Origin of the sequence: Paenibacillus sp. FSL R5-0486, assembly GCF_037975155.1 — a bacterium.
Taxonomy (GTDB): Bacteria; Bacillota; Bacilli; order Paenibacillales; family Paenibacillaceae; genus Paenibacillus; species Paenibacillus amylolyticus.
The window spans coordinates 1,752,942-1,779,811 of sequence record NZ_CP150237.1 but is presented as its reverse complement, the minus strand read 5'-3'; the positions used below and the strand labels follow the sequence as shown (position 1 = coordinate 1,779,811).

Sequence of the window (26,870 nt, the reverse complement as noted above, 5' to 3'; positions counted from 1 at the left end):
AACTCCCTCTCATCCCAACAACGCCTGTTCAATCTGATCCACTATCCCATTAATACCTGTTGGCCCATAACAACCAATCCATGTTGCGGCATCGACCGAGTGTATGTGCTGGCGTTCATCCATATCGAGCATCCCCCAGACACGTTGCTCTGTCGCAGATATCCCATCCTGCATAAACTCATTACTCAGCAAAAAGTAGTGGCTAGCTTGTACTGCCGGTAATCTCTCAACCGAGATATGATAGGCCGTGTCGGTGGTATCTGCCACAAATAACGGAACGGGCAAACCCAGATCCCGGTACAACACAGCGCCTGTGCGATGAGCAGCAGAATGGACGCGCACGAGGGAATCCAGTGGACGAATCAATGCCACACTTTTTCCTGCCAGTACAGAGGACAATTCCTCGGATAGCAAAGCTGTTCGGCGATGATAATCCGCGATAATCTGCTTGGCCTCTGCTCGCTTGCCTGTCAGTTCACCGAATAGACTCAGGATGGTCTGCCAGTTTTCATTACGCTTGAACATGAGCACTGGAGCGTTCTGGCTTAACCATTCATGATGCTGATCATGCACCTCGGTGCAAATAATCAGATCCGGCGCAAGTCGCTCTACCGCCTGGAGATCGGGGTATTCATACGTACCAAGTAATGCTGTATGCTGGAGTCCTGACCGGAGTAATTGAGGGAACGTTAACACGGTACTTCCTAGTCCGACACTTCCTACCGGAGGCAAGCCCAGTGCAAGCAAATGATCAGCATATTGCACATCGAGGACAGCGATACGCTGTGGTATTTCGGTGACGGTGTACTCCCCGCGCATATGGCAGATGACCGGGCCTTCTGCTGATTCATAGGAAGAAGCTGTGCGATTTTGCAGCAAAGCATTTGCATAGTCTGCATCTCTTCTCGAAGCGGCGGCATGCCGGTAGTTTAGCGGTGGAACGCCATTATATTTTTTAAATGCTCTGCTGAAATAATACATATCGCGATAGCCCATTTTGTCCGCAATTTCACCGATGGACGCATCCGTATGACGCAGCATGCGTGAGGCACTTTCCATACGTAGCTGAATGACGTATTCCATCGGTCCAAGCTGCTTCTCTTGTTTGAATCGTCGCTGCAGCTGTCTTACACTACAGCCCGCCAGGGCTGCCAGCTCTTTTAGCTCCAAGTTTTGACGATAGTGCGATGTGATATAAGAAGCGACTACATCCACCATGTCGGACTCCGCTCCCCCTTGACCACGTTCATACTCCATGATCAGCTCGTAGATCATTCCTTGGAGCAAAGCGTTGGCATAAAAACGTTCCAGTCCTTCACCGCGGCGCCATTTAGCAACGATTTTTTCGGCGTTTTCGATCCATTCCGCGTGGGTTGCCGAGTTTTGAACAAATGACCTGCGCAACGGATGCTTGCGATATGAAGGTACAACAAGAGAGGCACCCTCTATGGAAGAAGCCTTGTACATAATGACAATATAATGAATGTCCTCTGATCTGGCCGTCAGCGTAAAGGATGATCCCTTCACCACATGACAGGCAAAAGAAGCTCCAATGTGGCAACCCTCGCCATCCATTGCAAGCTCCCCTTCCCCTCCATATGCCAGCAGCAGCACATTTGAAGTTAAATCCGTTTCGTGTAAAACGCTGCCTGTCTGCAAAGTACCGCTATACCCGTCAAGCATCTTGATCGCCGTATCACTCCATAGACTTGTCTGTTCTTGCAACGGCATTTTTCTCATCTCCTGACAATAGCAAAGGTAAATTTGTTGCTGTTGTCATTTTAGTTGAGATTCTTTCTCATTGTCAATTTTCGGACATTTGAGACAATATTCGCCTGACATCTGGTAATAGAAACAACAGGTAATTCGCTCGCTTTTGGCAACATGCACATTGTCCTTACAATCGGTGAAGCGGGTTAACGGATTCTTCCTCTCACCAAACACTTCCCCGGATGCCACCTGCGTCAGATATGAAAAGTCCTCACGAATGATCTTACTTTCCTGCTCAGTCTCGGCTTCATCAGGAGCGAATAGTCGGCCGATACGTACCATGATATTCTCCCAGAGAATACTCATCGAAAGTGGCGCAATCGCAGCAAGCGTCTTTAACAGCGGTGTAAGTTGTACTGCAAACATCTCCTCGACCACCTTTTCCCGCCACACTGCCCTGTCTCCCGTTAGTCCTTCAGCCTGAAGTCCATTCACCGCTAGAAAAGGAAATCGTGTGCCGCCCTCATGATCTGAGAGCGCCGGATGATAGAGAAAGCTGTTCTCCAGCTGAAACGAAACATGCTGATGATGAAAAGTCATCGCGGTCACCAGCGGAGCCGTCCACAGATAACCGATCCGTTTAGCTAACATCGAAGCGGCAACCTTCATGTCAGGCGCATCGATGTACTCCTGAAACCAACTGATGTACTCTCGGCATGCCGCTTCGTCATGCAACTCACTTAGAGCAATGGTACGGACACTATGTTCAGGTGGCTCACCAAGCAAGATCGAATAATCCTCCACTGTCTCTTTCCATAAGTCTGTCGAGAGATATGGGTTCATATTAATTCGATCCGAGCAGGGCTTCCGATGCCTGATCTACAATAAGATTAATCGCAAGAGGTCCGTAATATGCAATCCACAATGTTGAGTTAACGTCATACGTGCGGTTATTTTTCACAGCATCAAGGGACTTCCACACGGGATTACTCACCATCGCCTCTGCCTCTGCCGCAAACAGCTCATCCGACAGCACAAAATAACGATCTGCCCCAATGTCAGGAACCTTCTCCATCGAGATTTCAACAGAGGTATCATCCTTGATTTCCTTAACGAGTTCAGGCATATTTAAGCCCAAATCCTGATACAGAATGCCGCCTGTGCGGTGCTCGATGCCATGGACACGGATACCTTCTTTACGCGGACGAATAAGAGCTACCGTTTCATCTCCCATTTTCTCTGAAAGCTTCGCCTTCAGTCCAGCAACTTTCTCTTCAAATGCTGTGCGCACTTTCTCCGCCTCGTCCTGCTTGTCTGTAATCTTAGCAACTGTGGCTAACGTATCACGCCAGTCTTCGTAAAAATCAAGTACCAGGGTAGGTGCAATTTTGCTTACACTCTCATACTGTTTCTCCTGGAAATCCGTCATAATAATCAGATCCGGGTCCAAGGCTACAATCGCTTCCAGATTAGGCTCGTCCCGTGTACCCAGAACCTGTACATCACTCGGCTGATCACCTAAGTACTCTGGAAAATCGGTGTTACCTCCAGCGATAACACTACCAGCTGGCTTCTCACCAACCGCTAACATTTGATCCAGAAATTTAACATCAAGGACTGCAATTCTCTGTGGTTTTTCGTTTAGCGTCAGCTCACCCTTCATGTGTGTGATCGTTACGGGAAAAGCTCCGTCCGTCTGCGTTTCCGCATTCGCAGCTGTCTCCGCTGGCGTTGCCCCAGATTGTTTACCGCTATCTGTACCTGTTGCGGCACCGCAAGCCGTCAGGACAAGAATAAGGGCCAACATCAAGCCCATGAATAATCGTGATTTGTGAGCAGCATATGCCTTGCTTCCGGCAGCCTGCCTCTTTGTTCCTTGATTCATGATGAATCCCCCTTATGTATAATACTGATAATGATTTTCATTATCGAAACATAAAGAGAGTATAAACGATCTCCGTATCGTGTTACCATGTACTTTTGCGACATTTGAGCCGGACTAATGCGACATCGTAAGCCGCTTATCCGCCCTTTAATGTTTCAGTGATATATGCTTGCAGTCGGTAAATGTCTGAAAGAAGCTCTTCTTCTTCCGGCGTATTTCCATACTCCCCTAGCCAGCGCGGTGTGCGGATATGCCACTCGTTAGACATGTATTGTTGTTCATCCCGATACGCTATAATGTGCTCCAAGAAATATTCCAAAGAGCCAAAGGATTGTTTATGACTATCTTTGATAATGGATTGTGTTTTTTCGATGATTACCTGTAACATTTGTTGGATATAATCTTCTGGATTCTTAGCGTTAATTTCCATCAATGAACTCCCCCTATCTCTACAAAAAAAATGAATTAGTATATTATTTAAATGAGCCAAATATTTCTAAACGTTGAATTCTGTTTTGATTAAATACAATAAATCGATGCCCAATGAGTATTGAGACATCGATTCATATCATCTAATTATGAGGTGAATCATGAATATGCGACCAAACATGAAGTTTAGCATTATTGTTAGCGCAGTTATTATTGTCGTTGTTCCTATTATCATTGGATTTTATATGTTGAACAAGGTTGTCGATCCTGACGAGACAATGGTTACGAGAACTGAAGTTTCTCCTGAGCTTATTACTATAAAAGGTGGATTTGCAGACAGTATTAGCAGATATCACGGCTACTACCTCTCACTTGATAACAATTCACTTTTCATTCAGATTAAAGGCAGTAAACTTCCTATCGGTGGTAGTAAAGACTTTACAATTTCATTCTCTAATACTTATGGGAGTGTTGATGAAATCTACTTATTAGGTCCTGGCAACTCTAAGAAAAAGATTTGGCCGAATCCCTAACTTTCATTGGAATGGATAACATATTATCTGACGCAATCAACTTCGGTCTCTTCTGCTTAATTTCTTAAATGCCAAGTATTCCTGATCAGACTTCATATAACTTAATATTTTTTCCGCACATGCAGCTGAGCTAAGCTCTTCCGTATTCACTTCCAGATCATATTCATCATAGGAGTAGATGTAATCAAACTGGGAATGGGCAAGTCCAATCTCGCGGTCTCCCCTGCTCTGCTCTCTTCTGGTGAGTTCTTCTTTTGAGCACTGCACGCCTACAAACAATATCGGATAATCCGATAGTAAATCATAAAAATCGTTAAACCACTTGTCATTACTGATGACCGTATCCACGATGACATTCAAACCCATTTCCGAAAACAGTTTAATGGTTGCACAGTACATCGAATTGATCGGGTCGAACAGGATATCCGCCATCACATGGTGCTCCACTTCTCTTGTTGGTTTCATATCTGGGTATGTATTGTCGATAAATTGATCATAATTTTGCAGAAATTGATCTACAGATAGATGATGAAACGGAATGTCTCCCTGATTTTTCATTTCCATCGCAATGCTTGTCTTCCCCGAACTTGACGTTCCGTTCAAAAATATAATGAGTCCTCGTTCCACATTGATCACCCTTATCATTAAAATTGGAAAACGCTGTTCTGCCGAGTCACCACTCTCTCCATTCTTCCGTAATATCTTCATCCTCCTGAATGTCTAACCCAGCCAACTTAGCCGCCTTGTCTATAAAATCAGCCAATTCTTCACGTTCCATCGTCTCAATAAAATAACCATTGGCCTCATTCATTTCATTAAACCTAAGCACAACTTCTTCTACAGCCTTCATCATGCGCTCAGAATCTTGCGTTTCTTGTAATGCTATTAATTGGTGCAAATATGTATCCAGGGCTTGATCAGACTTGAGTAATCTCTCTTCTGTGAAGAGCTCATCTCCGCCTTCAATCATTCTCTCCTTCCATAGTTTGGTTGGTTTTTCATGAAATAAGTTTTGTAATGTCAATGGAGTCACCCCTCTAAAGTTCAATTATATCTATACTTTACCTGTAACCAAAATTATGAACAAGCGTTCTCGCTTATTCACTTTCACCCTATTCGCTCCATAGCCTTGTCACGTTCTCTAATTCCATCTCGTCATATTGTAATCGATAAATGTCCGGTTTCTTGGTTTGATTCATAAAATCCAATCCGTAACTCGAATCAAAGTAGTTCATCATCAACGTCATTACATGTCCGTGTGTGCCGATCGCCACTTTTTTACCCTTGTATTCTTCTAAAATCTGTTTCAACACGCCCACTGCTCTATCTTGGCAAACCGTGTTCGACTCGCCTCCTGGCAATGCATAATTGGGGTCATCAAACATCTTCTTCGAAGCAGGCTCGAACTCTTCATCCGCAATCATATCATCTGAAAAATGCCTTTCCCGCAGATCCTCCATGATCTGAATATCTAATTCTAACGCTGCTGCCACACCCTCTAAGGTTAGAATCGCCCTGGCATAAGGACTTGAGACAATGGAATGTATTCCTTCATTCGTTAATATTTCCGTTATTCGTTCTGCATTCATCTTGCCCTGTAGGGTAAGCCCCCTCGTTCTTTCCGTTCCTTCCGTATACGGTGACTCCGCATGTCTAACCATATAAACGATGGTCTTCATAGGACCCTCCTTGAGTTTCTTTTATCAAAATTTATGGTCACGTTTTAGGTCCTTCAACTTATTTTGTCTTTCCGTTCCAAAAATCAATTACAAGGTGCCATCATATTTTAGATACTGAATTAATTCAGGATTGATAATTTGCTAGACATTTTAATTTACAATAATTTTCAGATATGTGTATAGTAGAAATGAAGCAAGATGTTTTCAAAAGAAGTTAAATCTGACGGAGAGGATGAGATCATGTCTTTTTTCAAAAATAAGGTTGTACTAGTCTCTTTATTCGTATTGGCTATCTCTGCTGTTGCAATCGCTTACGTAAATGGTCAATCGAAACCGAACGTGCCTATTCATAAAGTCGTCAACCTTTCAGCCAACTCTTTAACATTTCATGAAATAGATAAGCTGGATGCGTTCGCTGAACTGATCGTTATTGGTTATGCAACAGAAGATTTCAGAGATCGAGAGCATGTTATTACTTCATTTGATGATGGAACCATGCAATCCTTTCACACCAATACAAACATCAAGATTGAACAGGTATTGAAGAAACCCGAAGATTTCCCTTCGGATCAGAACGAACTGACGATCATTGAACCCGTTAGTCTCGAAGGAGACGTCAAATATACAGTTGATGACTATGTAGAACTGCAGAAGGGTGATAAAAGTGTGCTTTTCTTGATGAAAAACTCCTTTGGTGATTATGGATTAATCAACTATAACCTAGGCAAATTCAGCCTTGAAGGGATAACTCAATATAGTTTACCTCAATCCTCCACTGCACAAGCGTTATCAGAATACGAAACTTTCCGTGACTCCGTTATGGTGAAGTACAATTTGAATTAAGTTTTTCATCAAACAACCGTGAACTTTACAGACATAACTGCCCCCTTCAATCTATTGCACTTCTTTATCAAGACTTACGTCAAATGATGCAGTTATCGATTTTTGTCTAAAATCATTAGGTATCACTTTAATCTCCACATTTAGATGTATAGATTCAGGCAAATTCATTTCAGTTATATTCTCATAACCAATGAAGTAATAATGCTTTTCGTCCAGTTCTATCAAACCTCCACCTGTTGAGCCAGAAGTTGAAATCAAATGTCCGTCACGATAAAGCTCACAAGCAATATTATACTCCTCCAAACTGAACCCTTTCACTTCATATCCAACCTTGATTTGATTTTCCGTGTAATCAGCATTTCGTAAACTGATCGCACCACCATCGACCATTTGGGTTTGAATTGCAATATTTGCCTCCGGCATCTCCGGTTTCTTTAATAGATAGCCTACTTTTAGGTACCATATAGCCCCCAGTACAACTACAGCAAGTACAATCATAGCAATAATAAACTTCTTTTCTTTTTTATCCATAATCCATACTCCTTACATCGGAACACTCTTAAAGTTTTTTCCAAACCTTTATTTCAAATAATACATTATCCCTGCGCGATCAACATCAGAAAATTGTATTGGATCATCCAACCCACTATCCTAAAAATACCTTGTTAATTCTGTCTCTATCATAATCTAAAATCCAATCGTTATATTCTCTATAGGTATCCACTAGCTCTTCCCTTGATGCTGAAATAACATCGCAACCTCTATCATCATAGATATGAAATATCGTTTTCTTACTTATATTAATGAAATACACCCTATGATATATCTTTGGCTTAATTCCAACATCATGATTACATATAGCTTTGATTAACTGATTATATCTCAAGTCCTCAACTCTACATTTAGTCCAGTACCTATACATGTTGTTCCTTGGGTCTGAGATGTCATCCGTTTCACAATCCAAACCTGGAAATATCTCAAGGCTCAAGGCTCTAATCGGCCCTTTCTTCTTGATATATTTTCTGTACAGGTTCAATTTCTTCGCTTTGTGTTTGGGCTTATCTGCAAAATAAGCTTGAGTTATTAATAGGATTTCATCTTCTTGATCATGAAGAGCCTTAAATAATTCAATTGATCGCTGATAAACTTGTTCCATGTAATGCTCCGTATTCGTTCCAAACATCAGCGGATTGCCAAGTTCGAATCGTATTGCAGCATCCCAATTATAAAAAAGAGGCGGCTCTAAGATCAGGTTTGGAAAATGCTCTGCCAGGTACGTCTTCAGATCCATTCTGTGACCTCCGTGTCTTCTATGGTTACTGGTTTGACATTTAAATCTTTTAATGTCGTTTTTGTTGCTTTGAAAATAATCACGCACCATTCCCGTTCGTATATACACTACCTTAATATGAGAGCTTTGCTGTTGTAAAAAAAGCGCCCCGACCTCATAGTCGTGGCGCTTCCTCTTGCTACATGGCACCAATTAGCCCATGTAGCTTAATCTCAGGCTGCTGCACCTACATGGCAGCGGCTTCTTCTCCCAGCGGCAGCGTGTAATACTGCGCCTGCTGCCCTTCATGCTGCTGGTACACAACGACCAGCAGCGTCCGGCCTTTCGCGGCAAGCGGGCTGGCGCCAGCTAGCACACGCTCAAGCCGGAACGGAAGCACATCCAATACGGTGTGCTTCTGCAGTTCCTTTTCGCCGAGACCAAGGTCGGCGAAAGCACGGGCACCCATGACCGTCTGTGCGGTCATGGCCGAGGTCATCGGCAACGCACGCGAAGCGTTGCCGTCCACCATGTCCGCCGCTCCATCCGCGGCGGACCCTGTTGCGTCGCCCAAAGCAAGCGACGCTGCATCCCCGGCTTCGTTGCCGATCACACCCGCCGCATCTGCGGCAGAGTCTTCTCCGGCAACTGCCGGACTTGCCCCAGCGACACTCGGACCCGTGCCGCTGCTTTCCAGCCATGCCGTGCCTGCGGCGCCGGCAACACGTGGCAGTCGAACGTCTTCCGGACGTTCAGCCAACGTTTTCATATAACCCGCCCACTGGTCTTTCTGAAGCGGATCTTCCCACCAGATTTTGCGTGGTTTGTATTTGTGGCCGAGGAAATAATCCAGCTTCATCAGGCCGAGCACGATATCCATATGCGGCGTGTTCCGCGACTCCAGGAAGCTGTGCAGACGAGTGAACAGATCTTCCAATTGGTGACCGATCTTCTGCCACCCCTGACCCTCCCAGTAATCCCCGAATGCTTGGAAGAAATCAAACGGCGAGTTGAACTCCTGCTCCATCAGGTACTTCAGCGTATGGTCCATCCGGTGTGCGTTCCAGTATTTCTCCAACACATCCTCTAGCCGCTTCAGGCGCACGATGTCGCTGAACGGCAGGACATCACTGCCCAGAATCTCATACGGCGCGTGATCCATATAAGTATAGTTGTACTTCTCCGCATCCAGACGCAGACCTGTACCACGCAACATTTTGAGGAATCCCAGCTGAAGCTCTTCCGGCCCCAGTGCAAACACATCGTTAAACGTTTTGCGGAACGTATTGTAATCTTCCTCAGGCAATCCGGCGATGAGATCCAAATGCTGGTCGATTTTGCCACTGGCTTTTACCTTGTTCACAGTCCGGCTCAGCTTGGTAAAGTTCTGACGACGTTTCACCAGTTCATTCGTTGGATCATTCGTGGACTGAACCCCGATCTCGAACCGGAATGTGCCCGGCGGCGCATTCTCTGCCAGATAGTCCAGTACTTCGGGACGCATGATATCCGCCGTAATTTCAAACTGAAACACCGTCCCCTGATGATTCTCGATCAGGAATTTGAACATTTCGAGTGCATAATCCCGCTTGATGTTGAACGTCCGGTCTACAAACTTGATCAGCTTTGCGCCCTTCTCGATCAGGTACAGAATGTCCGACTTCGTCCGCTCAATATCGTAATACCGCACGCCGACCTCAATACTGGACAGACAGAACTGACAACTGAATGGGCAGCCCCGACTGGTCTCAAAATAAACAACCCGTTTCCCAAGCTCCGGGATATCCTCATCAAATCGATGCGGTGACGGCAGATCGTTCAGATCTGCTTTTGGCCGTCCTGGCATGAGAATGACCTCTTCCCCTTTGCGATACGCCAGTCCATAGACAAAGTGGAACTTCTTGCTTCCTTCCAGCTCCATCAAAAGTTGATGCAGCGTCTCTTCCCCTTCACCCATCACGATGAAATCCACATTTGGAATCCGGTTCATCCAATATTCCGTGTCGTAGGATACTTCCGGCCCGCCCAGCAGAATTTTCACGTTCGGCATAACCTTTTTCAGATTATCAATGACCTTGATTGTCTCTTCAATGTTCCAGATGTAACACGAGAAACCAATCACGTCCGCGCCGCGCTGGTACAGATCAGACACAATATTCATCACCGGGTCCTTGATCGTATACTCCGCCAGGTCAATATCAAAATCCTTCTCACTGTACGCCTTCAGACATCGCAAGGCCAAGGAGGTATGGATGTACTTTGCATTTAATGTAGAAAGAATAACCTTCATGGTTCACAACCTTTGCCTGGACACCCAGACCATATTTTTTTGGTAAAAAGTAAGCTGCACAGCCATCCTGCCCCGGATGCTGTTCATCTAAACCTCTTTTGAACTAGCCATTCCATCTCTCATGGACATATCTAACTTTTGTCTTTCAAAGAGTGGACACTCTTTTCAAAAAGACATATACACCCCGTCAAACCCGAACCACAACATACAGTATGAAACACACATAATAAAACTACATGCTGTATGCTATAAGGTCAGCCATTTCTAACGCCAATGTCCACCCTTTGAAAGACAATTCGCCACCATTTGTCCACTCTACAGAGACGCAACAACCAACTTTAAAGATTGGAAAGTGAAAATTAACAATTCATACTCAATTCACTCTTACTCTTACTCTTACTCATTTCATACTCACTCATACTCGTAAAACGCATCATCATCCGTATCCACTTCTTCACCCGATTGCTTCTGGAAAAACTCCAGGAACGGCAGTCCGTACTTGCGGTACTTGACCTCACCGACCCCTTTGATATCCAGCATGTCACGTTCTGTCTGTGGACATACCACACTCATCTCACGCAGGGTCGCGTCATTGAAGATAATGTACGATGGTACATGCTCTTTCGCCGCCAAGTCGCGCCGGATCAGACGAAGCTGTTCAAATACCGTCTCATTAACCGCAGATGGCATTGCATCGCGTCCGCGGCGTCCGCCATAGTTCGTCCCCGAAGCCGTTGCCGCTGTTTTGCGGACAACACGTTGCATCACTTCTCGTTGACCTTTCAGCACTTCCACCGCCAGTGGCTGCAAACGCACAACCGGATACTGTCCCTCAGACAGCATCAGATATCCTTCCGATACCATCACATTGATGATCTCCGATATCTCGCGCTCTGTCCGATTACCCATCACGCCGTAAGTTGGCAGAGAGTTGAAGCCATAATCAAGCACTTTTTTGGCACGGGAGCCTTTGAGCACCGAAGCGACCAGCGATACACCATACCGTTCACGCATGCGGTGAATGCAACTGAATATTTTCTGGGCATCAATCGTCATGTCTACCAACTCGCGGTCGTCCGTACAGGAACTGCAAGTACCGCAAGGTGTATCGTCATGCACCTCACCAAAATAATCGAGTTGCGCACTGCGCAGACAACGCGTTGTGTAACAGTAATCCACCATCTGTTGCAGCTTCCGGTAATCATTTTGTTTGCGGTCGCCGTCCATCGGATTCTGCTCAATCAGGAACTTCTGGGTAATAATGTCCTGTGCCCCGAATAACAGAATACACTGGCTTGGCTCTCCATCCCGGCCTGCACGTCCGGCTTCCTGCACGTATGCCTCCATGTTCTTCGGCATGCTGTTATGAATAACGTAACGCACGTTCGATTTATCAATCCCCATCCCGAACGCATTGGTCGCCACCATCACTCGGATATCATCGTACAAAAAAGCTTCCTGGCTCTGGGACCGTTCATCGTCCGTCATCCCGGCATGGTAGCGTCCTGCGGGCAATCCCGCCTGCAACAAACGCTGATGCAGATCGTCCACGTCCTTACGAGTCGCGGCGTATATAATACCTGGCTCGCTGGCATGCTCGCGCGCGTAATTCAGGACAAAATCCTTCTTGCTCTCGCCACGCAACACGCTAAACGCCAGATTATCCCGCCCAAGTCCGGTCACATACGTCTGCGGGTCCTGCAAACGCAGCAGCCGCAGAATATCCCCCATGACCTCGGGCGTCGCTGTAGCCGTAAAGGCCGCAACCACCGGCCGCTCCGGCAAACTGTCCACAAACGGCGCTACCGCCAGGTAGCTTGTCCGAAAATCATGCCCCCACTGCGATACACAGTGGGCCTCATCCACGGCAACGCAAGAGATCGGCAAATAGCCCATCTCCTCGCGGAACCAATCCAGCTCCAGTCGCTCAGGCGCGACATAGAGCAACTTCAGCTCACCGCGCTGCGCCGCGCGGATGCGATCATTCACTTCTTTGCCGCTAAGTGTACTATTAATATACGCGGCAGCAATTCCGGCGGTCGTCAACGCATCGACCTGGTCCTTCATCAATGAGATCAACGGGGAGACAACAAGCGTCAGACCCGAATATAACAGAGCGGGGATCTGATAACAGATCGACTTACCGCCCCCAGTTGGCATAATACCCAACGTATCTTCACGTTCCAGCAGGCTGGCTACGATCTTTTTCTGTCCCTCACGGAAATCAGGGTAGCCATAATATTTTTGCAGGAGACCCTGCGCTTCTTCTAATGTTGGTGTTTGCACACTCATGTAAAGACTCCTTACTTATCACCGGTGTTTTTCCACCAGCTTGGTCCGATCCGATTCTGACATCCGAAAGCGGCTCATATGCCGCATCCTTGACAACAAAATGGCGTTCTCATGACTTGTCCGTCAAGCAAACGCCGCTCCCTTTAGTTTAACGGCCCAGCCCCGAATGAGCAACCGCGTTTTACTGTAAAACGTTTGAAGCTTCTTCATTAAAATAAAAACAACCGTCCTGCCCTAGTTGGACAAAACGATTGCATTTAATTTTGACAATCTACTACACCCTCCAGAGACTGTTTCGTACTGGTTGTACTTCTCATCTTTCTGTGACTAAATTTCATACTCAGATAAGCCGTTTGTTTTGGCAATCTTCTACTTCAATCTATTTCCCCTATCTTCTACTCCCGCTTCCAACCCTTCTGTCCTCATCTGTCCCAGTTCGTCTCCCTACTTACGCGGTGACACTTCACCACGTTCTTCCCGCTCCTTCATCTCTTTGCGTACCACAACTTCGAGCTTCTGGCGATTGGCAAGCAACCCAGGATCGTTGGGCAAGTACTCACGGGCTTTGGTGTTATGCATCAATGCCTGCTCCCAGTTGCCCAGATGAGCATAACAAAGGGATAAACGGGCATGTGGCAACCAGGTACGGCAAGCCATAGGCACCGGGCGCAGACCCGGATCGCGGCTACTCACGTCCACCGCCTGCATATACCAGTAGATCGCCGAGACGGGTTCCTGCCGTTCATGAAAACAGGCCGCAATGGCGCAGCAGAAGTCGGCATGTGGCAGATCATACTGGAACGACTGCAGCAATGCTCCGAGCTTACGGCCCGGCTCACCCAGTCGTTCATAACATTCCGCCAGCCGCGCGCAGGCAATCAGGCGATCCTCGCGGTATCCGCTTGGCTGCTCCAGCAGCTTCGTGTACCCGCGTGCCGCCGCCGCATAACGCTGGCGGTCATAACATTCGCCTGCATAATAAAATTGCAGGCGACCTTGGGCTACGCCCTCTTCGGCGATCCATTTGCGCAGAATGCGCACGTTTCGCGCCGAATGATGTCCCGCTTCGCGGCGATGCGTGACGGCAATATCTGCCGTAATGACCTCGCCTCGCGGGAAGTTAAGCTGCTCGTGCAGCCGGCCATGCCAGCGGCACCCGGCATCCCGCTTGACCAGGCGAAGGCGTCGGTCCGTCACAAGTGGACTCCCCTCCGCTCCCTCGGCCAGCGTGTAGTTCAAGATCACAGCTTCCGTCTTCCCCCCGGACGGAAGCTGCTGCTTCAACACCTCCAGCTTCGCCCGTTCCGCGGGCAGCAACACATCATCCGCATCCAGCCATAGGATATACTCCTGCGTGGCCTTGGCGAATGACTCATTCCGCGCTGCGGCAAAGTCTTCCTTCCATTCATACGTGTAGACATGGTCGGTATACTGCGCAGCGATGTCCATCGTGCGATCCGATGAACCGGTATCCACAATGACGATCTCGTCCGCGATGCCCGCAACCGAGTCCAGACAGCGCGCCAGCGTGCGTTCCTCGTTCTTCACAATCATGCACAGACTGATGGTGATCACGTTTTGAGCCCCTTCCTGTCGTACGCGTATTGCGAAATGTCATAACGATTTGCTTTTGTTGGTTAAATACTTCGAACAGCGTACTATCGTAAGTTGACTAAAAGAGATTTACACTGGACACTCCGATGACAGAAACTTTCTGATCGTTGTTATCCCCAACTTTTTTAATTCCTTTTATAAAGGATAAATCCGGGGATAAAGACGAAACATATGCTTCCGATGCAGCTTTCATTCAGAACGCTTTTAGCTCCACTTCTTGATATTCTTTTTGTCTTCTCCGTTTCGTGTAAATGTTTAATCCAATTTATTTGGTATTTGGTATTGGTCACGGAATTCATTTCATTTTCACTGTGCTAACGAACTGAGGTGACGCTATTTGGTGTATTTCAGCCACCTGGTAAATGTAACGAATCTGAGACCCGATATTCTCGCATTATAGGCATCCATTCGTCGTTTATCGCAGCTTCCAGATGAAATAGCGCCGCTGAGATTCGTTACATTTCTCATCTCGTCTAATTCATCAAAATAAGACGTGTGAGATTCGTTAGAACATAGAATAGCTCTGTCGTCATACTAAACAGCAGTGTGGAATAGAGATGATCCAGCTAGGTGATCTGACAAGTGCCCTGACAAATGCTCTGGGAAGCTTGCAGAAGCTACTTTCGAAACCATCCCTTTAATCTAAGCGGGAGCGCCCTAGTCTCCTTCAAAACAAGAACCGCAATGATGCTCCCGAGCACTCTCCTATTCACATTTACGCAGGCAGGAGTTTTCCCCTAGTCTTAAAATTAAAGTTTAGATTTACGTTTGCGTTTGCCTCTGCTTCTACAGTTACTCGCAACACAGTTGCAGTATCCTTACCTTTACCTTACAGTTACTTGCAGCACAGTTTCAGCGTCAGCGTCCTTATCCTTGGGTTTGGGTTTGGGTTTGGGTTTGGGTTTGGGTTTGGGTTTGGGTTTGGGTTTGGGTTTGGGTTTGGGTTTGGGTTTGGGTTTGGGTTTGGGTTTGGCTCCGCCCCTCTCTTACCCTTGCCGCAGTCTCTGCCTCTGTATCTGTCCCTGTCCCTCCCTTCACAGCTACCCTTCCCCACTCTCCTGACGACGAAGTCGTTTCACCTGCTCCACCGCACTGTCCAGTGCCTTCTTGCGCTGTTTCATTACGCGAAGATGCTGATGTTCCACCTCGGCAAAATGGACATGATCCAGTTCCATCCACTCCATCAGTTGATCCAAAGTTGGCGACATATGCAGTTGTGTACTCGGCCGTTTGCGGGCCACGCAACATAGATATTTATGATGAACTTCCAGTTTCAAGACTTCGAAATACGGTATTAGGCACATCGCCAGGCTTCCCGCATAGAAGGTCTGCTTGTGGTCATAGAACGGGTGATACCCATACGGCACGGTTACCACCAGCGTCCCATCTTCTTGTAACAGCCGATAAATCTGGATCAACAACGTCTCCGGATGAGCAAAATGTTCCAGCACTTCTCCAAGCAGCACAGTATCAAAGGTAGACCTTACTTTCCATTGCGTAATATCCAGCATTCGAAAATCCACATTGTTCCTAACTGGCCTAGACTCTTTGGCAAGCTCAGCTTGCGCATATCGAACACTTTCTTCTTCCAGATCAATCCCTGTTACACGAAATCCTTCACGCGCCAGCAGAATGGATGTAATGCCCTGACTGCAACCGATATCCAGGATGCGTTTGCCTGTCGCCTCACGGCACATCCAGTGGATACGCGTTCTCGTCGCTTCATGAGAATCCTCCGAATTAATCTCGCCGTAATAGCGTTCACTCACTCGATCATGATTCGCCATAGATTTCTCCCGTTTTCACTCGGTGAACCGGCTGACCCAGCACCACAATATTCCCCCCGTGGCATCCGGCCGTTGCATTGCGTGTATCAAAAATCAGCTTTGCATGATCTGCCATCTCCTGATAATCGAATGCCGAATGATCCGTGGTAATGATCACCAGATCAGCTCCTGTCCACAATTCCGGCGTAGCCGGCCGGGATTGAAGCACTGTACCGTCATCCTTGCGGAAGACAGGCACCATTGGATCGGTGAAAACCACATCTGCGCCGGCTGCACTCAGCAGCCGAAAAACGTCCAATGCTGGCGATTCGCGCAAGTCGTCAATGTCTTTTTTATAAGCCATACCCGCCAGTACAACACGTGCTCCTCGCACAGTTACACCATTCTGCTCCAGCAGCTCCGCGGCACGTTTCACCACTCTCTCTGGCATTTGCCGATTGGTTGCATCCGCCAGCTGAATGAATTGCAGCTCCGATCCCTGACGGTTTGCAGCCCAGGACAGATAGATCGGATCGATTGGAATACAATGCCCGCCGATGCCGGGACCGGGATAGAATGGCATATAACCAAACGGCTTGGTTGCCGCCGCATTCAGTACTTCCCAGATGTTTACCCCCATCTGTTCACAGGCCGGGGTCAGCTCATTCACGAGTGCAATATTGACACTGCGAAATGTATTTTCGAACAGCTTTGCTGTCTCCGCTACCGTTGTTGAACTTACCGGAACAACTTCGTTGAGGAACGAGCCGTAGAACTGTTTACCATAATTCAGACAAGCGGGTGTCGAACCGCCAATAATCTTCGGGGTATTTTTCACACCATAATGCACACTGCCCGGATCTACCCGCTCTGGAGAATAACAGACGTAGAACTGTTCTCCAGCTCGCCAGCCGTTTGCCGCTTCAATCGGTTGTTTGACGCGTTCCTCCGTTGTGCCCGGATAGGTCGTGCTTTCCAATATAACCAGGCTGCCTTCCTGCAAATACGGAGTCATGCCATCCACCGCCGCCGAGATATACGAGATATCCGGTTGATGCTCGGCGGTCAGTGGGGTGGGCACACAGATCACAATGACATTGGCCTGTGCCACCGCTGCATAATCGGTGCTTGCCGTGAATAATCCAGCCTGCATAAGCGACTGCACAACATCATCTTCTATACCTATGACATACGAATGCCCGGCGTTCAGCTTGGCTACCTTGGAAGTATCGATGTCAATCCCGTGGACTTGATAACCTGCCTGTGCCATCTCTACAGCCATGGGTAAACCAACATAACCGAGACCAATGACAACAGCTTTTAGGGAGCGGTCATTAATATGTTGTATTAGGGCACGTTGCTGTAACTCTTCATTACCTTCGTGCTGGTTGTGTTGATGATTTTCTTCCATTCCTTCCACCTCCAAACGCTCCGCCTCCCCTCGGTGGGTGTGTCTGAAAACTCCGAACGAGTTTTGAGACACACCCTAATCGATATAGCCACCTGCACGCAAAAACCGGGCAATCGCTGGTTTGTTCATCATGGCACTGTCCGAGCGATACTCGGAGAAGTTCACACGTGGCAGACTGCTGTACTGATCCGTCAGGCTCTTGTCCTTGTGCTCCGGCAGGATGACATAATACTGCGCATCGTATTGGTACGTACGCGGCGCTTCAAAGGGCGAGATCAACACTTCATGCAATTTCTCGCCTGGACGTATTCCCGTCACCTTATAATCGAAGGATGGACGACCTGCCTGTTCCAACATGACGGATGCAAGTTCCGTCATCTTGCAAGCTTTCATTTTCATCACAAAAGTCTCTCCGCCCACGGCCGCCTCAGCCGCCTTAAGCAGTAAATGTATAGCTTCGGTACGCGTCAGGAAAAAACGGGTCATGCCTTTGTCTGTAATGGTCGGGCTTTTGCCTTCATCGATCTGACGCCGGAACAAAGGCACAACACTGCCGCTGGTTCCAAGCACATTGCCCCCGCGGATGCAGACAAACCGGGTACCTTCACTTAGCCAGTTGGCACGGATCATCATTTTTTCACCCAAAGCCTTTGTCATGCCATATACGTTAATCGGATCTACTGCCTTATCGGTGGACACATCGATGACTTTGGCAACCTGCATACGTATCGCAGCCCGAATAATATTCTGCGTCCCGATTACATTGGTCTTGAACGCTTCATCTGGCTGGTCTTCGCAGACCGGAACATGCTTCAGTGCAGCCAGATGGAAGAGCACATCCACACCTCTGCATGCATCTTCCACTGCCCGATAATCGCGGATATCCCCAATGATGAATCGCAGACGCGGATCATGGTTGAACTCTCGCTGCATCGCAATCTGGGCGTATTCATTACGTGACAGAAGGCGAATCTCAGCCGGGTCCTGCTCCAGCAGTACCTCAGTCAGCTTTTGACCCCAGGAGCCCGTGCCTCCAGTGATCAGAATCGTTTGTCCTTGAATCATGGATGAATCCCTCCCTGATCAGATCATGAATTCGCGTAGTACCTGTGCCATCTCATCCCGGCTTAACCGGTCTTTGGGCGGTACCTTTTTGGTTGAAGTATTGCTCGAATGCACGATGTTGACATAATTGCGCGGAGCAAGCAGCTCGTGCGGCAGTTCAATGACATTGCCATGTGTACCTCTGCCCGGAAGCTTGACCCGGTATCCTGCTGCGTATTCGGCTGTCTTATATAAGTAGACATAGAACTGTGGAGAACGGTGAAACGCTGGGGCCATCTCGTTATTCACACTGTCCCACAGATATCCGTTCTGGTTAATCAATGCCATCGTCTGCTGCTGTGGTTGAATATCGTAGAGCTGTTGAACAAAGGTTTTATGGTATAAATCATCCGAATCCAGACGGGCAATATAGAGTTGCTCCGAACCATTGGCAAACGCCAAAATGGCACGCACACTCTCCATATTGGTTCCAAAACGAATATTGGAGGGAAGCGGCTCCTGACCCGCCAGAATCTCCTGCATTAATTCCCCGGATTCCTTGGACAACTTCACCACTGTGAGGAAATCCTGATTCGTCTGTGCCTTCAGGCAATGCAATGTGAACGTACGGAAGATGCTCATCCGACGCTCCAGCCATTCCCGCGTTAATCGCTGCGGGTCCATCCCATAATTGTTGAAGTTAATCTCAATCACAACTTTCCTGGACATAACATTCCTCCTCATGAACGCTGCAAGTTCCGTTTGTCGGATACAGACTGTTTTCATAGTTTTGATGCCGTCTTCCTACGAAAACCATCTTCTATCTATCTGATCGCTTACAAGCGACATCTCGCTTGTGAATCCAGCACTCTATATCGTATGAAACGTTGATAGAAGCGGTACCGACAGATGTACTAACTTTCATATAAATAGATTGATATTCAACTAAGGATGGCGCCCTTTGGGTCGAACGTACATATCGTTACGGTAGTCGCAACATAGAATAGAACAGTTCAATTTTCAAAGGAGGCAACCCATCAAATGAATTCGATCTATCTTGAAATGGAAGGTGTGCTTGATCAGCTCGAAGCGGCACTTCTGGAACACCGACCGCTGTCTCTTGTAAGAGTCGGTGATGGCGAGAATATCGTCATGTCTCAAGAAACCGTATGGCCCACGGAACAGGTCCTTCAGGAGCGTTGGGCCAAGAAAGCCAACCTAGGGCAAAAGGGACTTCGTCTTCCCAACCCGAAACTACGGGATGAAGTCGCCGCTTCCTTGCAACGTGCCGATATCGTGGGCATTCTTCCTCGTGGTGACAGCACCATTAATGCTCCCGATTATCTCAAAAGACCCCTGACCGATATGGTATTTGCACACTTTGGCATCTCTCCTCCGATGACTTGTCACGCCTGTGTTAATCGGGAACTGGCGCAGAACCCGCGTTTCTGGCAGATGCTTGCATGTAAGCGTGTGTTACTCGTTACTCGTGAGATTGAGGCACTGCGTGTCATGCTCGAACGTGATCCGTATAATCTGAACATTGTGACTGCCCTGCCCTTCGACAGCTATGATCAAATGGATGAAACGCTGCACTGGATTCAGAATAATCAACATACCTTCGATGTCGCTCTCTTCTCCTGTGGCGTCAATGCGGTTATCCTTGCGGAGCGAACAGCTGCACTTGCAGGCAAAGTGGCCATTGACTTTGGCAAAGCCAACAACATCATTCTGAAAGGCCGTGCCAACTGATCCTGGACAGTTTCAAACTTTAGTTTCGTGATTTGTATTGAAACGTGCAGATGCTTGTACGGCAAAAACCCCCGACTTCTTGAGCCGGGGGTTTCTTGCTGAGAGCTAGTCGAAACCTATCGTTGCATTGTCTTGCGTATCTGGGGTATGAAGCGAACTCTGCCGTCAACAGAAGTGATGACGAAGCACTCTGCCTGTTATATTTCGCCTTTCACTACTAACCGGTGGCTGCAATACCGTATAACATCTCCGGCCCGGTTCTTACTGCTGTGGACACCCCCGAGATGAACGAAGTATACACACTTTCCAATGCTGGTGGTGCAGACAGATCCTGAGCTGTGAACGAATGGAATTCGGCACCTCCGTTCTGTCCAATCGTACCTTCAGCACGGTAGATGATATAGAAAGGATCATATAAAAAACCTCGCACAAGCTCCACAACAAAGGTATCTCCCAGTTCCCCCGTAACACCTACTGTCCCGTTCAACGTAATAATGGGATTCACCACACCCTGCGTCTGTAGACCAATGGTGCCAAAAGCTGTCGGGGAATCTGACAGTGACAAACCGGGCTGTCCTACGGTTGCCGAGTTCATCGAAGTTCTCATATCGAGAAACACGCCCATGATAACACCTCCAATGCTATGGGATACCCTATCCTATGAATCTCACTACTCTTATGATTGGATGTATAGCAGATTGCATGAACCTATTTTTATTTGTCGACTGTTAATGGTATATTGAACTGCATAACGAAAATGAACGGATCGTATGCACACAAGCGGTACAGGCTGTTCAGAAGGAGATTACTATTCATGAATAAACGCAAACGTCCAACCAGCAAGACATCGGCCTCGGCCAAGGGGAAATCTTATACAGGTTCATCTTCAGCACGTTCCGGCAAGTCCAACTTCTCATCTGCCAAAACATCAGGTGCTTCCGCATCACGCAATACGGAGGAGAATAAGAAGCCAATAACCGCGAAATCATCGGGTGCACCCAAGAAAGCTGGAGGCAACAAACCCAAAAATGCCAGCGCATCCAAACGACCAGGCAATTCCTACTATCGCAAGCAGGAACCACCACGCCAGTACAAAGTGACCGAACCGGATGAACTGTTGAATTTCTTGTTGCAGCATTTGAAATCAGGACGGAACGCAGTGAAGTCCATTCTGGGTCGTGGACAGGTATCCGTGGATCAGAAGGTTGTAACCAAGTTTAATGAAGCGCTGACGCCAGGTCAGATTGTCTACATCCGAAAAGAAGGTGCAGTCGCTGCTCCATCCTTGACGGGAATTAACATTTTGCATGAAGACGATGATATCATTGTGATCCGCAAGGAAGCTGGACTATTGTCCATTGCCGCTGACAAGACAGATGACCTGACGGCTTATCGCCAACTGACAGAGCATGTGCGCCGCACCAATCCGCTCAACCGGATCTTTGTTGTCCATCGTCTGGATCGGGATACATCGGGTGTGATGATGTTTGCCAAAAGTGAAGAGGTGCAGCAGAAGCTGCAAAACAACTGGAAAGAAAATGTGCAGGACCGCGTCTACGTTGCCCTTGTTGAAGGTTCAGTAGCCAAAGAAGAAGGCACCATCTCTTCCTGGTTGAAGGAAACCAAAACGCTGAAAATGTATTCCAGCTCTCGTCCGAATGATGGACAACATGCCATCACACATTACAAACGTCTGAAATCGAACCGTGAGTTCTCCTTGCTGGAAGTGCGTCTGGAGACAGGGCGTAAAAATCAGATTCGTGTGCATATGGAAGATCTCGGACATCCGATCGCCGGTGACAGAAAATACGGCGCACGCACAAGAGACCTTGGCCGTCTCGGACTTCATGCACGTATACTCTCGTTTATCCATCCCACAACGGATGAGTTAATGTCATTCGAAACGGATATTCCGAAGCCATTCCTGTATCCGTTCCGTGCAGAAACTCCACCCGCGAAATAACTGCACCTCTAATGTGTGCATATATAGAAAATTCACTGATCGATTGATCATGCCTGAAAGGAGGAACGGACACTGAAAAACCTGTTAATCACCGGTTACCGGGCACATGAATTGCAGATTTTTGGACAGAAACATGAAGGTATTCCTTTTATCAAAAAAGCCATCTCCTCTCGTCTCACACCTCTTGTCGAGGATGGTCTGGAATGGGTGCTGACGCCGGGACAATACGGTGTGGACCTGTGGGCCTGCGAAGTGGTCATTGATCTGAAGAAGACGTATCCACATCTGAAACTGTCGATTATCACTGCCTTTCAGAACCCGGAGGAGCAATGGAAAGAAGACAAGCAGGAGTATTACCGTTCCATCCTCTCGGGTGTGGACTATTACGGTGCGATTAGCAATCAACCTTATATCGGGCCGTGGCAGTTCACTGCACGGGATGACCTGTTGCTGCGTAAAAGTGACGGTCTTCTGCTCGTCTATGACGAAGATGCCGGAGAAGGCAGCCCCCGTTTTGTGAAGGAAAAAGCCGTGAAGAAACAGCAGAACGAGGACTATACAATCATCAGTGTCACTTCAGAGGATATTCAATCTGTAGCTGAGGATGAGCGCATGAACGATGTTATAGACTTTGACGATTCTTCATTCTGAAAAAATGTAGATCATCTGAAGTCCATTTATGCATAGTTTTCATCAGAGGGGAATCGTATTTTGAATGACGTACATATGTTTTTTTTCGAGGCAGGTTGGGTATAAGTAGTATTATAACTGCGATGATATGTCGTATGGGATAAGGGGAACTGCAACCATGACAATTACGCCAGAGCAGCGCATTCAACTGCATGGATTTAACAACCTGACCAAGTCGCTCAGCTTTAATATGTACGATATTTGTTATACCAAAACCAAAGACGAACGCGAAGCTTACATTGAATATATTGATGAACAGTATAACGCTGCCCGGCTGAGTAAAATTCTGAACAACGTCTCCGACATCATCGGAGCCCACGTGCTGAATGTCGCTCAGCAGGATTACGTGCCTCAAGGTGCGAGTGTTACGATGCTTGTCTCGGAAGGTCCGATTGTGGAGATCCCCGAAGAATCACTCGATGAATCTCCCGGCCCTCTGCCCGATAACGTTGTCATGCAGCTGGATAAAAGCCATATCACTGTGCACACCTACCCTGAGTTTCATCCTAGTGAAGGTATCAGTACCTTCCGTGCGGACATCGATGTCTCCACCTGCGGTGAGATCTCACCGCTTAAGGCGCTGAATTATCTGATCCACTCCTTTGATACGGACATTATGACGATGGATTACAGGGTGCGTGGTTTTACGCGGGATACGAGCGGACGCAAGCTGTTCATTGACCATGAGATCGGCTCGATTCAGAATTATATTCCGGATGAGATCAAGAGCAGCTTTGACATGATTGACGTGAACGTCTATCAGGAGAATATTTTTCACACCAAATGTAAACTGAGGGAATTTGATCTCGATAATTATCTGTTTGGGTACACCAAGGATAAGCTCAGCAAAAAGGAACAACAGGAGATCACGGAGTGGCTTAAGCTGGAGATGGACGAGATCTATTACGGCAAAAATATTAATCGTCCCTCTTAAAGAGGTTGTTCAACGCTGATCCATAAGGGCAAGTTCTAAGATAAGATTTCATGCAGGCAGGGTTCTTCTTTTCGGGGGACCTCCGGCATGTGCTTGTCTTTTTCTTTGTTATGTTGACAGTGTGCAACTTTATTTCTTATTATAGAAGTAACTGTACAATCTACAGTGAAGGAGACTGAGCCCGTGATCGAAACGAATACGACAAGACGTAACGAATCACTGTTACAAGCGCTTACTGCACAGCACAATGCCATTACCAACAACATAGCCAATGCAGACACGCCCAACTACAAAAAGAAAACGGTAGAGTTTCAGGAAGAGCTGAGACGTATCGTTGAAAATGGCAAAACAGATCAGCTCGCCATGAAGCGGACTCATGACAAACACTTTCCTATCAGTGATCCCAATTCTTCGATCGTACAGTACCGAATTGTCGAGAACAACGAAACAGCCATGAACAATAACAACAATAACGTTGACATTGACAAGGAAATGGCGAATCTTTCGGAGAATCAGCTCATGTATAACTACATGGTTGATCGGGTCAGTGGACATTACAAAAAAATGAAGAATTTATTGAATGATCTGAAATAATGAATGTACAAGCAGCCCGAAACGGCTGCTTTTTTTTGTTGTTTTTCCCTGAGTGTAGCTCGTTTGGTGCCATTTTTCAGTATCCTCTCCTGTTCGTAGTATAATGGGGAGAAACGATTGATTTCATATCGAATAAAAGAGGTGCAACATGTCTCCACGTCATTTAAATGGTTTTCTAGGTTCCAAAGTCAGATTAGCGGCCCCATGCCCGGAAGATTGCATGCGTCTCTCCCGCTTCACAGATGATTATGAATATTTGCGCAACATGGATACCGATATCGCTATTCCGTTAACGCCGGATGAGACAGGGTCCTCCTCTGTCCGCCGAGACAACGGATTTGAATTTGCATTACGTACACTGGAGGGTAACCGATTCATTGGATTCACAGCCCTCTACCGAATTGAATGGAACAATCGGTCGGCTCGTCTGGCCATTGGTATCGGCGAAGAAAATGATCGAGGTAAAGGTTACGGAAGCGACGCTCTGGCTCTGATTCTTCGATATGGCTTCCACGAATTGAACCTGAACCGGATTGCGCTGGAAGTCATTGAATACAATGAAGCCGCTAGACGTGCGTACCTAAAAGCCGGATTCCGGGAAGAGGGTCGCCAGCGTTCAGCAGTTTTGCGGGATGGCATGCATTACGACCTGATCTCGATGAGTATCCTTGCCGAAGAATGGTCCGCACAGGCTGGGCTTCCCTTGTCATTCCAGTCTACTCGTACTCCTGAATCTGGGGATATGGTAGCGGGTGGTTTTTCACAACCTAATGGGAACGAACAAGCTGCGCTGTCAATGTCGGAATTAAGTTCTGTTCCAAAAGGTGAATCTGAAATTTCACCTCGCATCGGCGTAGGTGCGGTCATCCTCAATGAACGGGGCGAAGTGCTTCTCGCCTGGCGGAATCGCCAGCCTGAGCAGCACACCTGGAGTATTCCTGGCGGGAAAGTCGATCCCTACGAATCACTGGAGACTGCCGTCATCCGTGAAATCAAGGAGGAAGTGAATCTGGATATCGCCATCGACAGTCTGCTCTGCACGGCGGAGACGATCCAGCCACAACAGAATGAACATTGGATATCCGTGCTCTATTCCACCAAGGTGATTGGCGGTCATGCTCGTAATCTGGAAGAAGGCGGAGCCATCGGTGAGATCGGCTGGTTCCCATTGAATGATTTGCCCTCTCCACTCGCCTGCTTTGCGGTACCGGGGCTGGAAGCTGTGAAGAAGTTGTATAACCAGAATTAAGCTTGGAGGTGCTTGCAAGTGTTGGAGATTCCTCTTGCTCGACCTGTACCCTTCATTCTGCATGAATCGAGTTCCCAATTCGATTGGAAAGGCAGCGGCTCGCTATCACTGAAAACATTCCGTAACGGAAAAACGCTCTATGAAGCGGGACGCGGTCACTTCGCAGTCAATAATGAGAACTATCTGCTTCTGAATGAGGGCCAGGAATATAGTCTTCACATTGATTCATCTACTCCAGTTGAATCCTTCTGTATCTTCTTCCCTCCCGGTTATGTGGAAGAGATCGGTCGGAATCTAATGACCAGTGATCTTCGGCTACTTCATGAGCCGTATAGTTATTCTTCCTCAAGCAAGATGGAGTGGGTAGAACGTACATACGCGATGGATAATCGGCTTGGTGCAGCCCTGAATCATTTGCGGAATTTGTACAGTCAATACAAGCTAGATTCCTGGGCAATAGCGGAACAGCTTCATCAGCTTGCTGTTCACATGCTGGATCTACACCGTAACGTTCAGCAAGAGATCAACGAACTGGATATGATCAGACGTTCAACCAGAGAAGAGTTGTACCGAAGAGTGTATATCGGGCATGAGTATATCTCCGCCTACTATGATCAGCCGTTAACGCTAGAACAGACTGCAACGGTTGCACAACTATCCGTGAATCATTTTCTACGCAGTTATAAAAAGTTGTTTGGTACTTCACCCCATCGTTATCTGACTGAATGTAGACTATTGGCTGCGAAGCGGCTTTTGCTAGATTCGGACAGGTCTGTCACCACTATCTGTTATGATGTGGGCTTCGAAAGCCTCGGTTCGTTCAGTTCATTATTCACTAGACGCTTCCATAGCTCTCCTTCCCAGCTGCGGGCAAAAAGGTGATTATGAAGAAGAACCTCTGAAGAGGAACATCTATAATTAA

At 47.3% G+C, this 26,870-nt stretch carries 26 protein-coding genes and 1 pseudogene; 10 read left to right on the top strand and 17 right to left on the bottom strand.

Features of this window, described 5'->3' with window-relative positions; genetic code table 11:
* Positions 1 to 9 precede the first annotated feature (9 nt).
* The 4 genes from MKY01_RS07900 to MKY01_RS07885 all read right to left on the bottom strand — a co-directional run bounded on the left by MKY01_RS07900 (position 10) and on the right by MKY01_RS07885 (position 4,025).
* On the bottom strand, positions 10 to 1,731 hold the full coding sequence (locus tag MKY01_RS07900; protein WP_339286121.1) for a helix-turn-helix domain-containing protein: 1,722 nt from the start codon (positions 1,729 to 1,731) through the stop codon (positions 10 to 12).
* 45 nt (positions 1,732 to 1,776) lie between these two features.
* Entirely contained in the window at positions 1,777 to 2,553 is a 777-nt protein-coding gene (locus tag MKY01_RS07895) for an IucA/IucC family C-terminal-domain containing protein (protein ID WP_036610604.1), read from the bottom strand.
* Between the two features lies 1 nt (position 2,554).
* Positions 2,555 to 3,595 carry an iron-siderophore ABC transporter substrate-binding protein gene (locus tag MKY01_RS07890; protein ID WP_339286119.1) on the bottom strand — a complete coding sequence of 347 codons (1,041 nt, stop codon included), beginning with the start codon at positions 3,593 to 3,595 and terminating at the stop codon, positions 2,555 to 2,557.
* Positions 3,596 to 3,731: 136 nt separating this feature from the next.
* Positions 3,732 to 4,025, bottom strand: a complete 294-nt coding sequence (locus MKY01_RS07885; RefSeq protein ID WP_339286118.1) for a hypothetical protein — start codon at positions 4,023 to 4,025, stop codon at positions 3,732 to 3,734.
* A gap of 160 nt (positions 4,026 to 4,185) precedes the next feature.
* On the opposite strand from MKY01_RS07885, the gene MKY01_RS07880 reads away from it, so the two are divergent.
* Positions 4,186 to 4,557 carry a hypothetical protein gene (locus MKY01_RS07880; protein WP_339286117.1) on the top strand — a complete coding sequence of 124 codons (372 nt, stop codon included), beginning with the start codon at positions 4,186 to 4,188 and terminating at the stop codon, positions 4,555 to 4,557.
* Positions 4,558 to 4,593: 36 nt separating this feature from the next.
* Here MKY01_RS07880 and MKY01_RS07875 read toward each other — a convergent pair whose 3' ends face one another.
* The 3 genes from MKY01_RS07875 to MKY01_RS07865 form a co-directional block, all read right to left on the bottom strand.
* Entirely contained in the window at positions 4,594 to 5,184 is a 591-nt protein-coding gene (locus tag MKY01_RS07875) for an AAA family ATPase (protein WP_339287124.1), read from the bottom strand.
* Positions 5,185 to 5,230: 46 nt separating this feature from the next.
* Positions 5,231 to 5,527 carry a hypothetical protein gene (locus MKY01_RS07870; protein ID WP_339287122.1) on the bottom strand — a complete coding sequence of 99 codons (297 nt, stop codon included), beginning with the start codon at positions 5,525 to 5,527 and terminating at the stop codon, positions 5,231 to 5,233.
* Positions 5,528 to 5,669: 142 nt separating this feature from the next.
* The gene (locus MKY01_RS07865) at positions 5,670 to 6,236 is read right to left on the bottom strand and encodes a histidine phosphatase family protein (RefSeq protein WP_339286115.1); all 567 of its coding nucleotides are present in this window, start codon (positions 6,234 to 6,236) and stop codon (positions 5,670 to 5,672) included.
* Positions 6,237 to 6,476: 240 nt separating this feature from the next.
* Here MKY01_RS07865 and MKY01_RS07860 point away from each other — a divergent pair, with 240 nt between their 5' ends.
* Positions 6,477 to 7,079 carry a hypothetical protein gene (locus MKY01_RS07860; protein WP_339286114.1) on the top strand — a complete coding sequence of 201 codons (603 nt, stop codon included), beginning with the start codon at positions 6,477 to 6,479 and terminating at the stop codon, positions 7,077 to 7,079.
* A 51-nt stretch (positions 7,080 to 7,130) separates the two neighbouring features.
* On the opposite strand, the gene MKY01_RS07855 is transcribed toward MKY01_RS07860, so the two are convergent.
* The 9 genes from MKY01_RS07855 to MKY01_RS07815 all read right to left on the bottom strand — a co-directional run bounded on the left by MKY01_RS07855 (position 7,131) and on the right by MKY01_RS07815 (position 19,495).
* On the bottom strand, positions 7,131 to 7,610 hold the full coding sequence (locus MKY01_RS07855) for a hypothetical protein (protein WP_339286113.1): 480 nt from the start codon (positions 7,608 to 7,610) through the stop codon (positions 7,131 to 7,133).
* Between the two features lie 115 nt (positions 7,611 to 7,725).
* Positions 7,726 to 8,370 carry a DUF3885 domain-containing protein gene (locus MKY01_RS07850; protein ID WP_339286111.1) on the bottom strand — a complete coding sequence of 215 codons (645 nt, stop codon included), beginning with the start codon at positions 8,368 to 8,370 and terminating at the stop codon, positions 7,726 to 7,728.
* 226 nt (positions 8,371 to 8,596) lie between these two features.
* Complete coding sequence (locus tag MKY01_RS07845; RefSeq protein WP_339286109.1) at positions 8,597 to 10,639, bottom strand: DUF4080 domain-containing protein; 2,043 nt, start codon at positions 10,637 to 10,639, stop codon at positions 8,597 to 8,599.
* 411 nt (positions 10,640 to 11,050) lie between these two features.
* On the bottom strand, positions 11,051 to 12,931 hold the full coding sequence (recQ, locus tag MKY01_RS07840; RefSeq protein WP_076251653.1) for a DNA helicase RecQ: 1,881 nt from the start codon (positions 12,929 to 12,931) through the stop codon (positions 11,051 to 11,053).
* Positions 12,932 to 13,375: 444 nt separating this feature from the next.
* A complete protein-coding gene (locus MKY01_RS07835; protein ID WP_127544089.1) occupies positions 13,376 to 14,506 on the bottom strand; it encodes a glycosyltransferase family 2 protein in 1,131 nt (376 codons plus the stop codon).
* 1,079 nt (positions 14,507 to 15,585) lie between these two features.
* Positions 15,586 to 16,332, bottom strand: a complete 747-nt coding sequence (locus MKY01_RS07830) for a methyltransferase domain-containing protein (protein WP_282318971.1) — start codon at positions 16,330 to 16,332, stop codon at positions 15,586 to 15,588.
* On the bottom strand, positions 16,319 to 17,722 hold the full coding sequence (locus MKY01_RS07825; protein ID WP_339286107.1) for a nucleotide sugar dehydrogenase: 1,404 nt from the start codon (positions 17,720 to 17,722) through the stop codon (positions 16,319 to 16,321). Before MKY01_RS07825 ends, MKY01_RS07830 begins: the two co-directional genes overlap by 14 nt.
* A 75-nt stretch (positions 17,723 to 17,797) precedes the next feature.
* On the bottom strand, positions 17,798 to 18,787 hold the full coding sequence (locus MKY01_RS07820) for an SDR family NAD(P)-dependent oxidoreductase (RefSeq protein ID WP_339286106.1): 990 nt from the start codon (positions 18,785 to 18,787) through the stop codon (positions 17,798 to 17,800).
* 18 nt (positions 18,788 to 18,805) lie between these two features.
* The gene (locus MKY01_RS07815) at positions 18,806 to 19,495 is read right to left on the bottom strand and encodes a glycosyltransferase (protein WP_076327223.1); all 690 of its coding nucleotides are present in this window, start codon (positions 19,493 to 19,495) and stop codon (positions 18,806 to 18,808) included.
* A 312-nt stretch (positions 19,496 to 19,807) separates the two neighbouring features.
* Here MKY01_RS07815 and MKY01_RS07810 point away from each other — a divergent pair, with 312 nt between their 5' ends.
* Positions 19,808 to 20,518, top strand: coding sequence for a GT-D fold domain-containing glycosyltransferase (locus MKY01_RS07810; protein WP_282318975.1), 711 nt, complete (start codon positions 19,808 to 19,810; stop codon positions 20,516 to 20,518).
* Positions 20,519 to 20,735: 217 nt separating this feature from the next.
* On the opposite strand, the gene MKY01_RS07805 is transcribed toward MKY01_RS07810, so the two are convergent.
* Positions 20,736 to 21,143 carry a hypothetical protein gene (locus tag MKY01_RS07805; protein ID WP_076327225.1) on the bottom strand — a complete coding sequence of 136 codons (408 nt, stop codon included), beginning with the start codon at positions 21,141 to 21,143 and terminating at the stop codon, positions 20,736 to 20,738.
* 189 nt (positions 21,144 to 21,332) lie between these two features.
* On the opposite strand from MKY01_RS07805, the gene MKY01_RS07800 reads away from it, so the two are divergent.
* The 7 genes and pseudogenes from MKY01_RS07800 (at position 21,333) to MKY01_RS07770 (ending at position 26,830) form a co-directional block, all read left to right on the top strand.
* A complete protein-coding gene (locus MKY01_RS07800; protein ID WP_143781089.1) occupies positions 21,333 to 22,481 on the top strand; it encodes an RluA family pseudouridine synthase in 1,149 nt (382 codons plus the stop codon).
* Between the two features lie 72 nt (positions 22,482 to 22,553).
* Entirely contained in the window at positions 22,554 to 23,132 is a 579-nt protein-coding gene (locus MKY01_RS07795; protein ID WP_036669296.1) for a DUF1273 domain-containing protein, read from the top strand.
* A 157-nt stretch (positions 23,133 to 23,289) separates the two neighbouring features.
* The gene (gene speD, locus MKY01_RS07790; RefSeq protein WP_036610662.1) at positions 23,290 to 24,105 is read left to right on the top strand and encodes an adenosylmethionine decarboxylase; all 816 of its coding nucleotides are present in this window, start codon (positions 23,290 to 23,292) and stop codon (positions 24,103 to 24,105) included.
* Positions 24,106 to 24,288: 183 nt separating this feature from the next.
* The gene (flgB, locus tag MKY01_RS07785; RefSeq protein ID WP_036610664.1) at positions 24,289 to 24,699 is read left to right on the top strand and encodes a flagellar basal body rod protein FlgB; all 411 of its coding nucleotides are present in this window, start codon (positions 24,289 to 24,291) and stop codon (positions 24,697 to 24,699) included.
* A gap of 148 nt (positions 24,700 to 24,847) precedes the next feature.
* A pseudogene (locus tag MKY01_RS07780) lies at positions 24,848 to 25,336 on the top strand (GNAT family protein); the annotation flags it as partial.
* Positions 25,337 to 25,495: 159 nt separating this feature from the next.
* Positions 25,496 to 25,948 carry an NUDIX domain-containing protein gene (locus MKY01_RS07775; RefSeq protein ID WP_339287120.1) on the top strand — a complete coding sequence of 151 codons (453 nt, stop codon included), beginning with the start codon at positions 25,496 to 25,498 and terminating at the stop codon, positions 25,946 to 25,948.
* Between the two features lie 18 nt (positions 25,949 to 25,966).
* Positions 25,967 to 26,830 carry an AraC family transcriptional regulator gene (locus MKY01_RS07770; protein WP_339286103.1) on the top strand — a complete coding sequence of 288 codons (864 nt, stop codon included), beginning with the start codon at positions 25,967 to 25,969 and terminating at the stop codon, positions 26,828 to 26,830.
* Positions 26,831 to 26,870 lie beyond the last annotated feature (40 nt).

What these genes read in the sequence shown, in the direction of transcription:
- MKY01_RS07900 (WP_339286121.1), bottom strand. Translation starts at nt 1,731, where the DNA reads ATGCCGTTGCAAGAACAGACAAGTCTATGGAGTGATACGGCGATCAAG.
- MKY01_RS07895 (WP_036610604.1), bottom strand. Translation starts at nt 2,553, where the DNA reads ATGAACCCATATCTCTCGACAGACTTATGGAAAGAGACAGTGGAGGAT.
- MKY01_RS07890 (WP_339286119.1), bottom strand. Translation starts at nt 3,595, where the DNA reads ATGAATCAAGGAACAAAGAGGCAGGCTGCCGGAAGCAAGGCATATGCT.
- MKY01_RS07885 (WP_339286118.1), bottom strand. Translation starts at nt 4,025, where the DNA reads ATGGAAATTAACGCTAAGAATCCAGAAGATTATATCCAACAAATGTTA.
- MKY01_RS07880 (WP_339286117.1), top strand. Translation starts at nt 4,186, where the DNA reads ATGAATATGCGACCAAACATGAAGTTTAGCATTATTGTTAGCGCAGTT.
- MKY01_RS07870 (WP_339287122.1), bottom strand. Translation starts at nt 5,527, where the DNA reads ATGATTGAAGGCGGAGATGAGCTCTTCACAGAAGAGAGATTACTCAAG.
- MKY01_RS07865 (WP_339286115.1), bottom strand. Translation starts at nt 6,236, where the DNA reads ATGAAGACCATCGTTTATATGGTTAGACATGCGGAGTCACCGTATACG.
- MKY01_RS07860 (WP_339286114.1), top strand. Translation starts at nt 6,477, where the DNA reads ATGTCTTTTTTCAAAAATAAGGTTGTACTAGTCTCTTTATTCGTATTG.
- MKY01_RS07855 (WP_339286113.1), bottom strand. Translation starts at nt 7,610, where the DNA reads ATGGATAAAAAAGAAAAGAAGTTTATTATTGCTATGATTGTACTTGCT.
- MKY01_RS07850 (WP_339286111.1), bottom strand. Translation starts at nt 8,370, where the DNA reads ATGGATCTGAAGACGTACCTGGCAGAGCATTTTCCAAACCTGATCTTA.
- MKY01_RS07845 (WP_339286109.1), bottom strand. Translation starts at nt 10,639, where the DNA reads ATGAAGGTTATTCTTTCTACATTAAATGCAAAGTACATCCATACCTCC.
- recQ (WP_076251653.1), bottom strand. Translation starts at nt 12,931, where the DNA reads ATGAGTGTGCAAACACCAACATTAGAAGAAGCGCAGGGTCTCCTGCAA.
- MKY01_RS07830 (WP_282318971.1), bottom strand. Translation starts at nt 16,332, where the DNA reads ATGGCGAATCATGATCGAGTGAGTGAACGCTATTACGGCGAGATTAAT.
- MKY01_RS07825 (WP_339286107.1), bottom strand. Translation starts at nt 17,722, where the DNA reads ATGGAAGAAAATCATCAACACAACCAGCACGAAGGTAATGAAGAGTTA.
- MKY01_RS07820 (WP_339286106.1), bottom strand. Translation starts at nt 18,787, where the DNA reads ATGATTCAAGGACAAACGATTCTGATCACTGGAGGCACGGGCTCCTGG.
- MKY01_RS07815 (WP_076327223.1), bottom strand. Translation starts at nt 19,495, where the DNA reads ATGTCCAGGAAAGTTGTGATTGAGATTAACTTCAACAATTATGGGATG.
- MKY01_RS07810 (WP_282318975.1), top strand. Translation starts at nt 19,808, where the DNA reads ATGAATTCGATCTATCTTGAAATGGAAGGTGTGCTTGATCAGCTCGAA.
- MKY01_RS07805 (WP_076327225.1), bottom strand. Translation starts at nt 21,143, where the DNA reads ATGGGCGTGTTTCTCGATATGAGAACTTCGATGAACTCGGCAACCGTA.
- MKY01_RS07800 (WP_143781089.1), top strand. Translation starts at nt 21,333, where the DNA reads ATGAATAAACGCAAACGTCCAACCAGCAAGACATCGGCCTCGGCCAAG.
- speD (WP_036610662.1), top strand. Translation starts at nt 23,290, where the DNA reads ATGACAATTACGCCAGAGCAGCGCATTCAACTGCATGGATTTAACAAC.
- MKY01_RS07775 (WP_339287120.1), top strand. Translation starts at nt 25,496, where the DNA reads ATGTCGGAATTAAGTTCTGTTCCAAAAGGTGAATCTGAAATTTCACCT.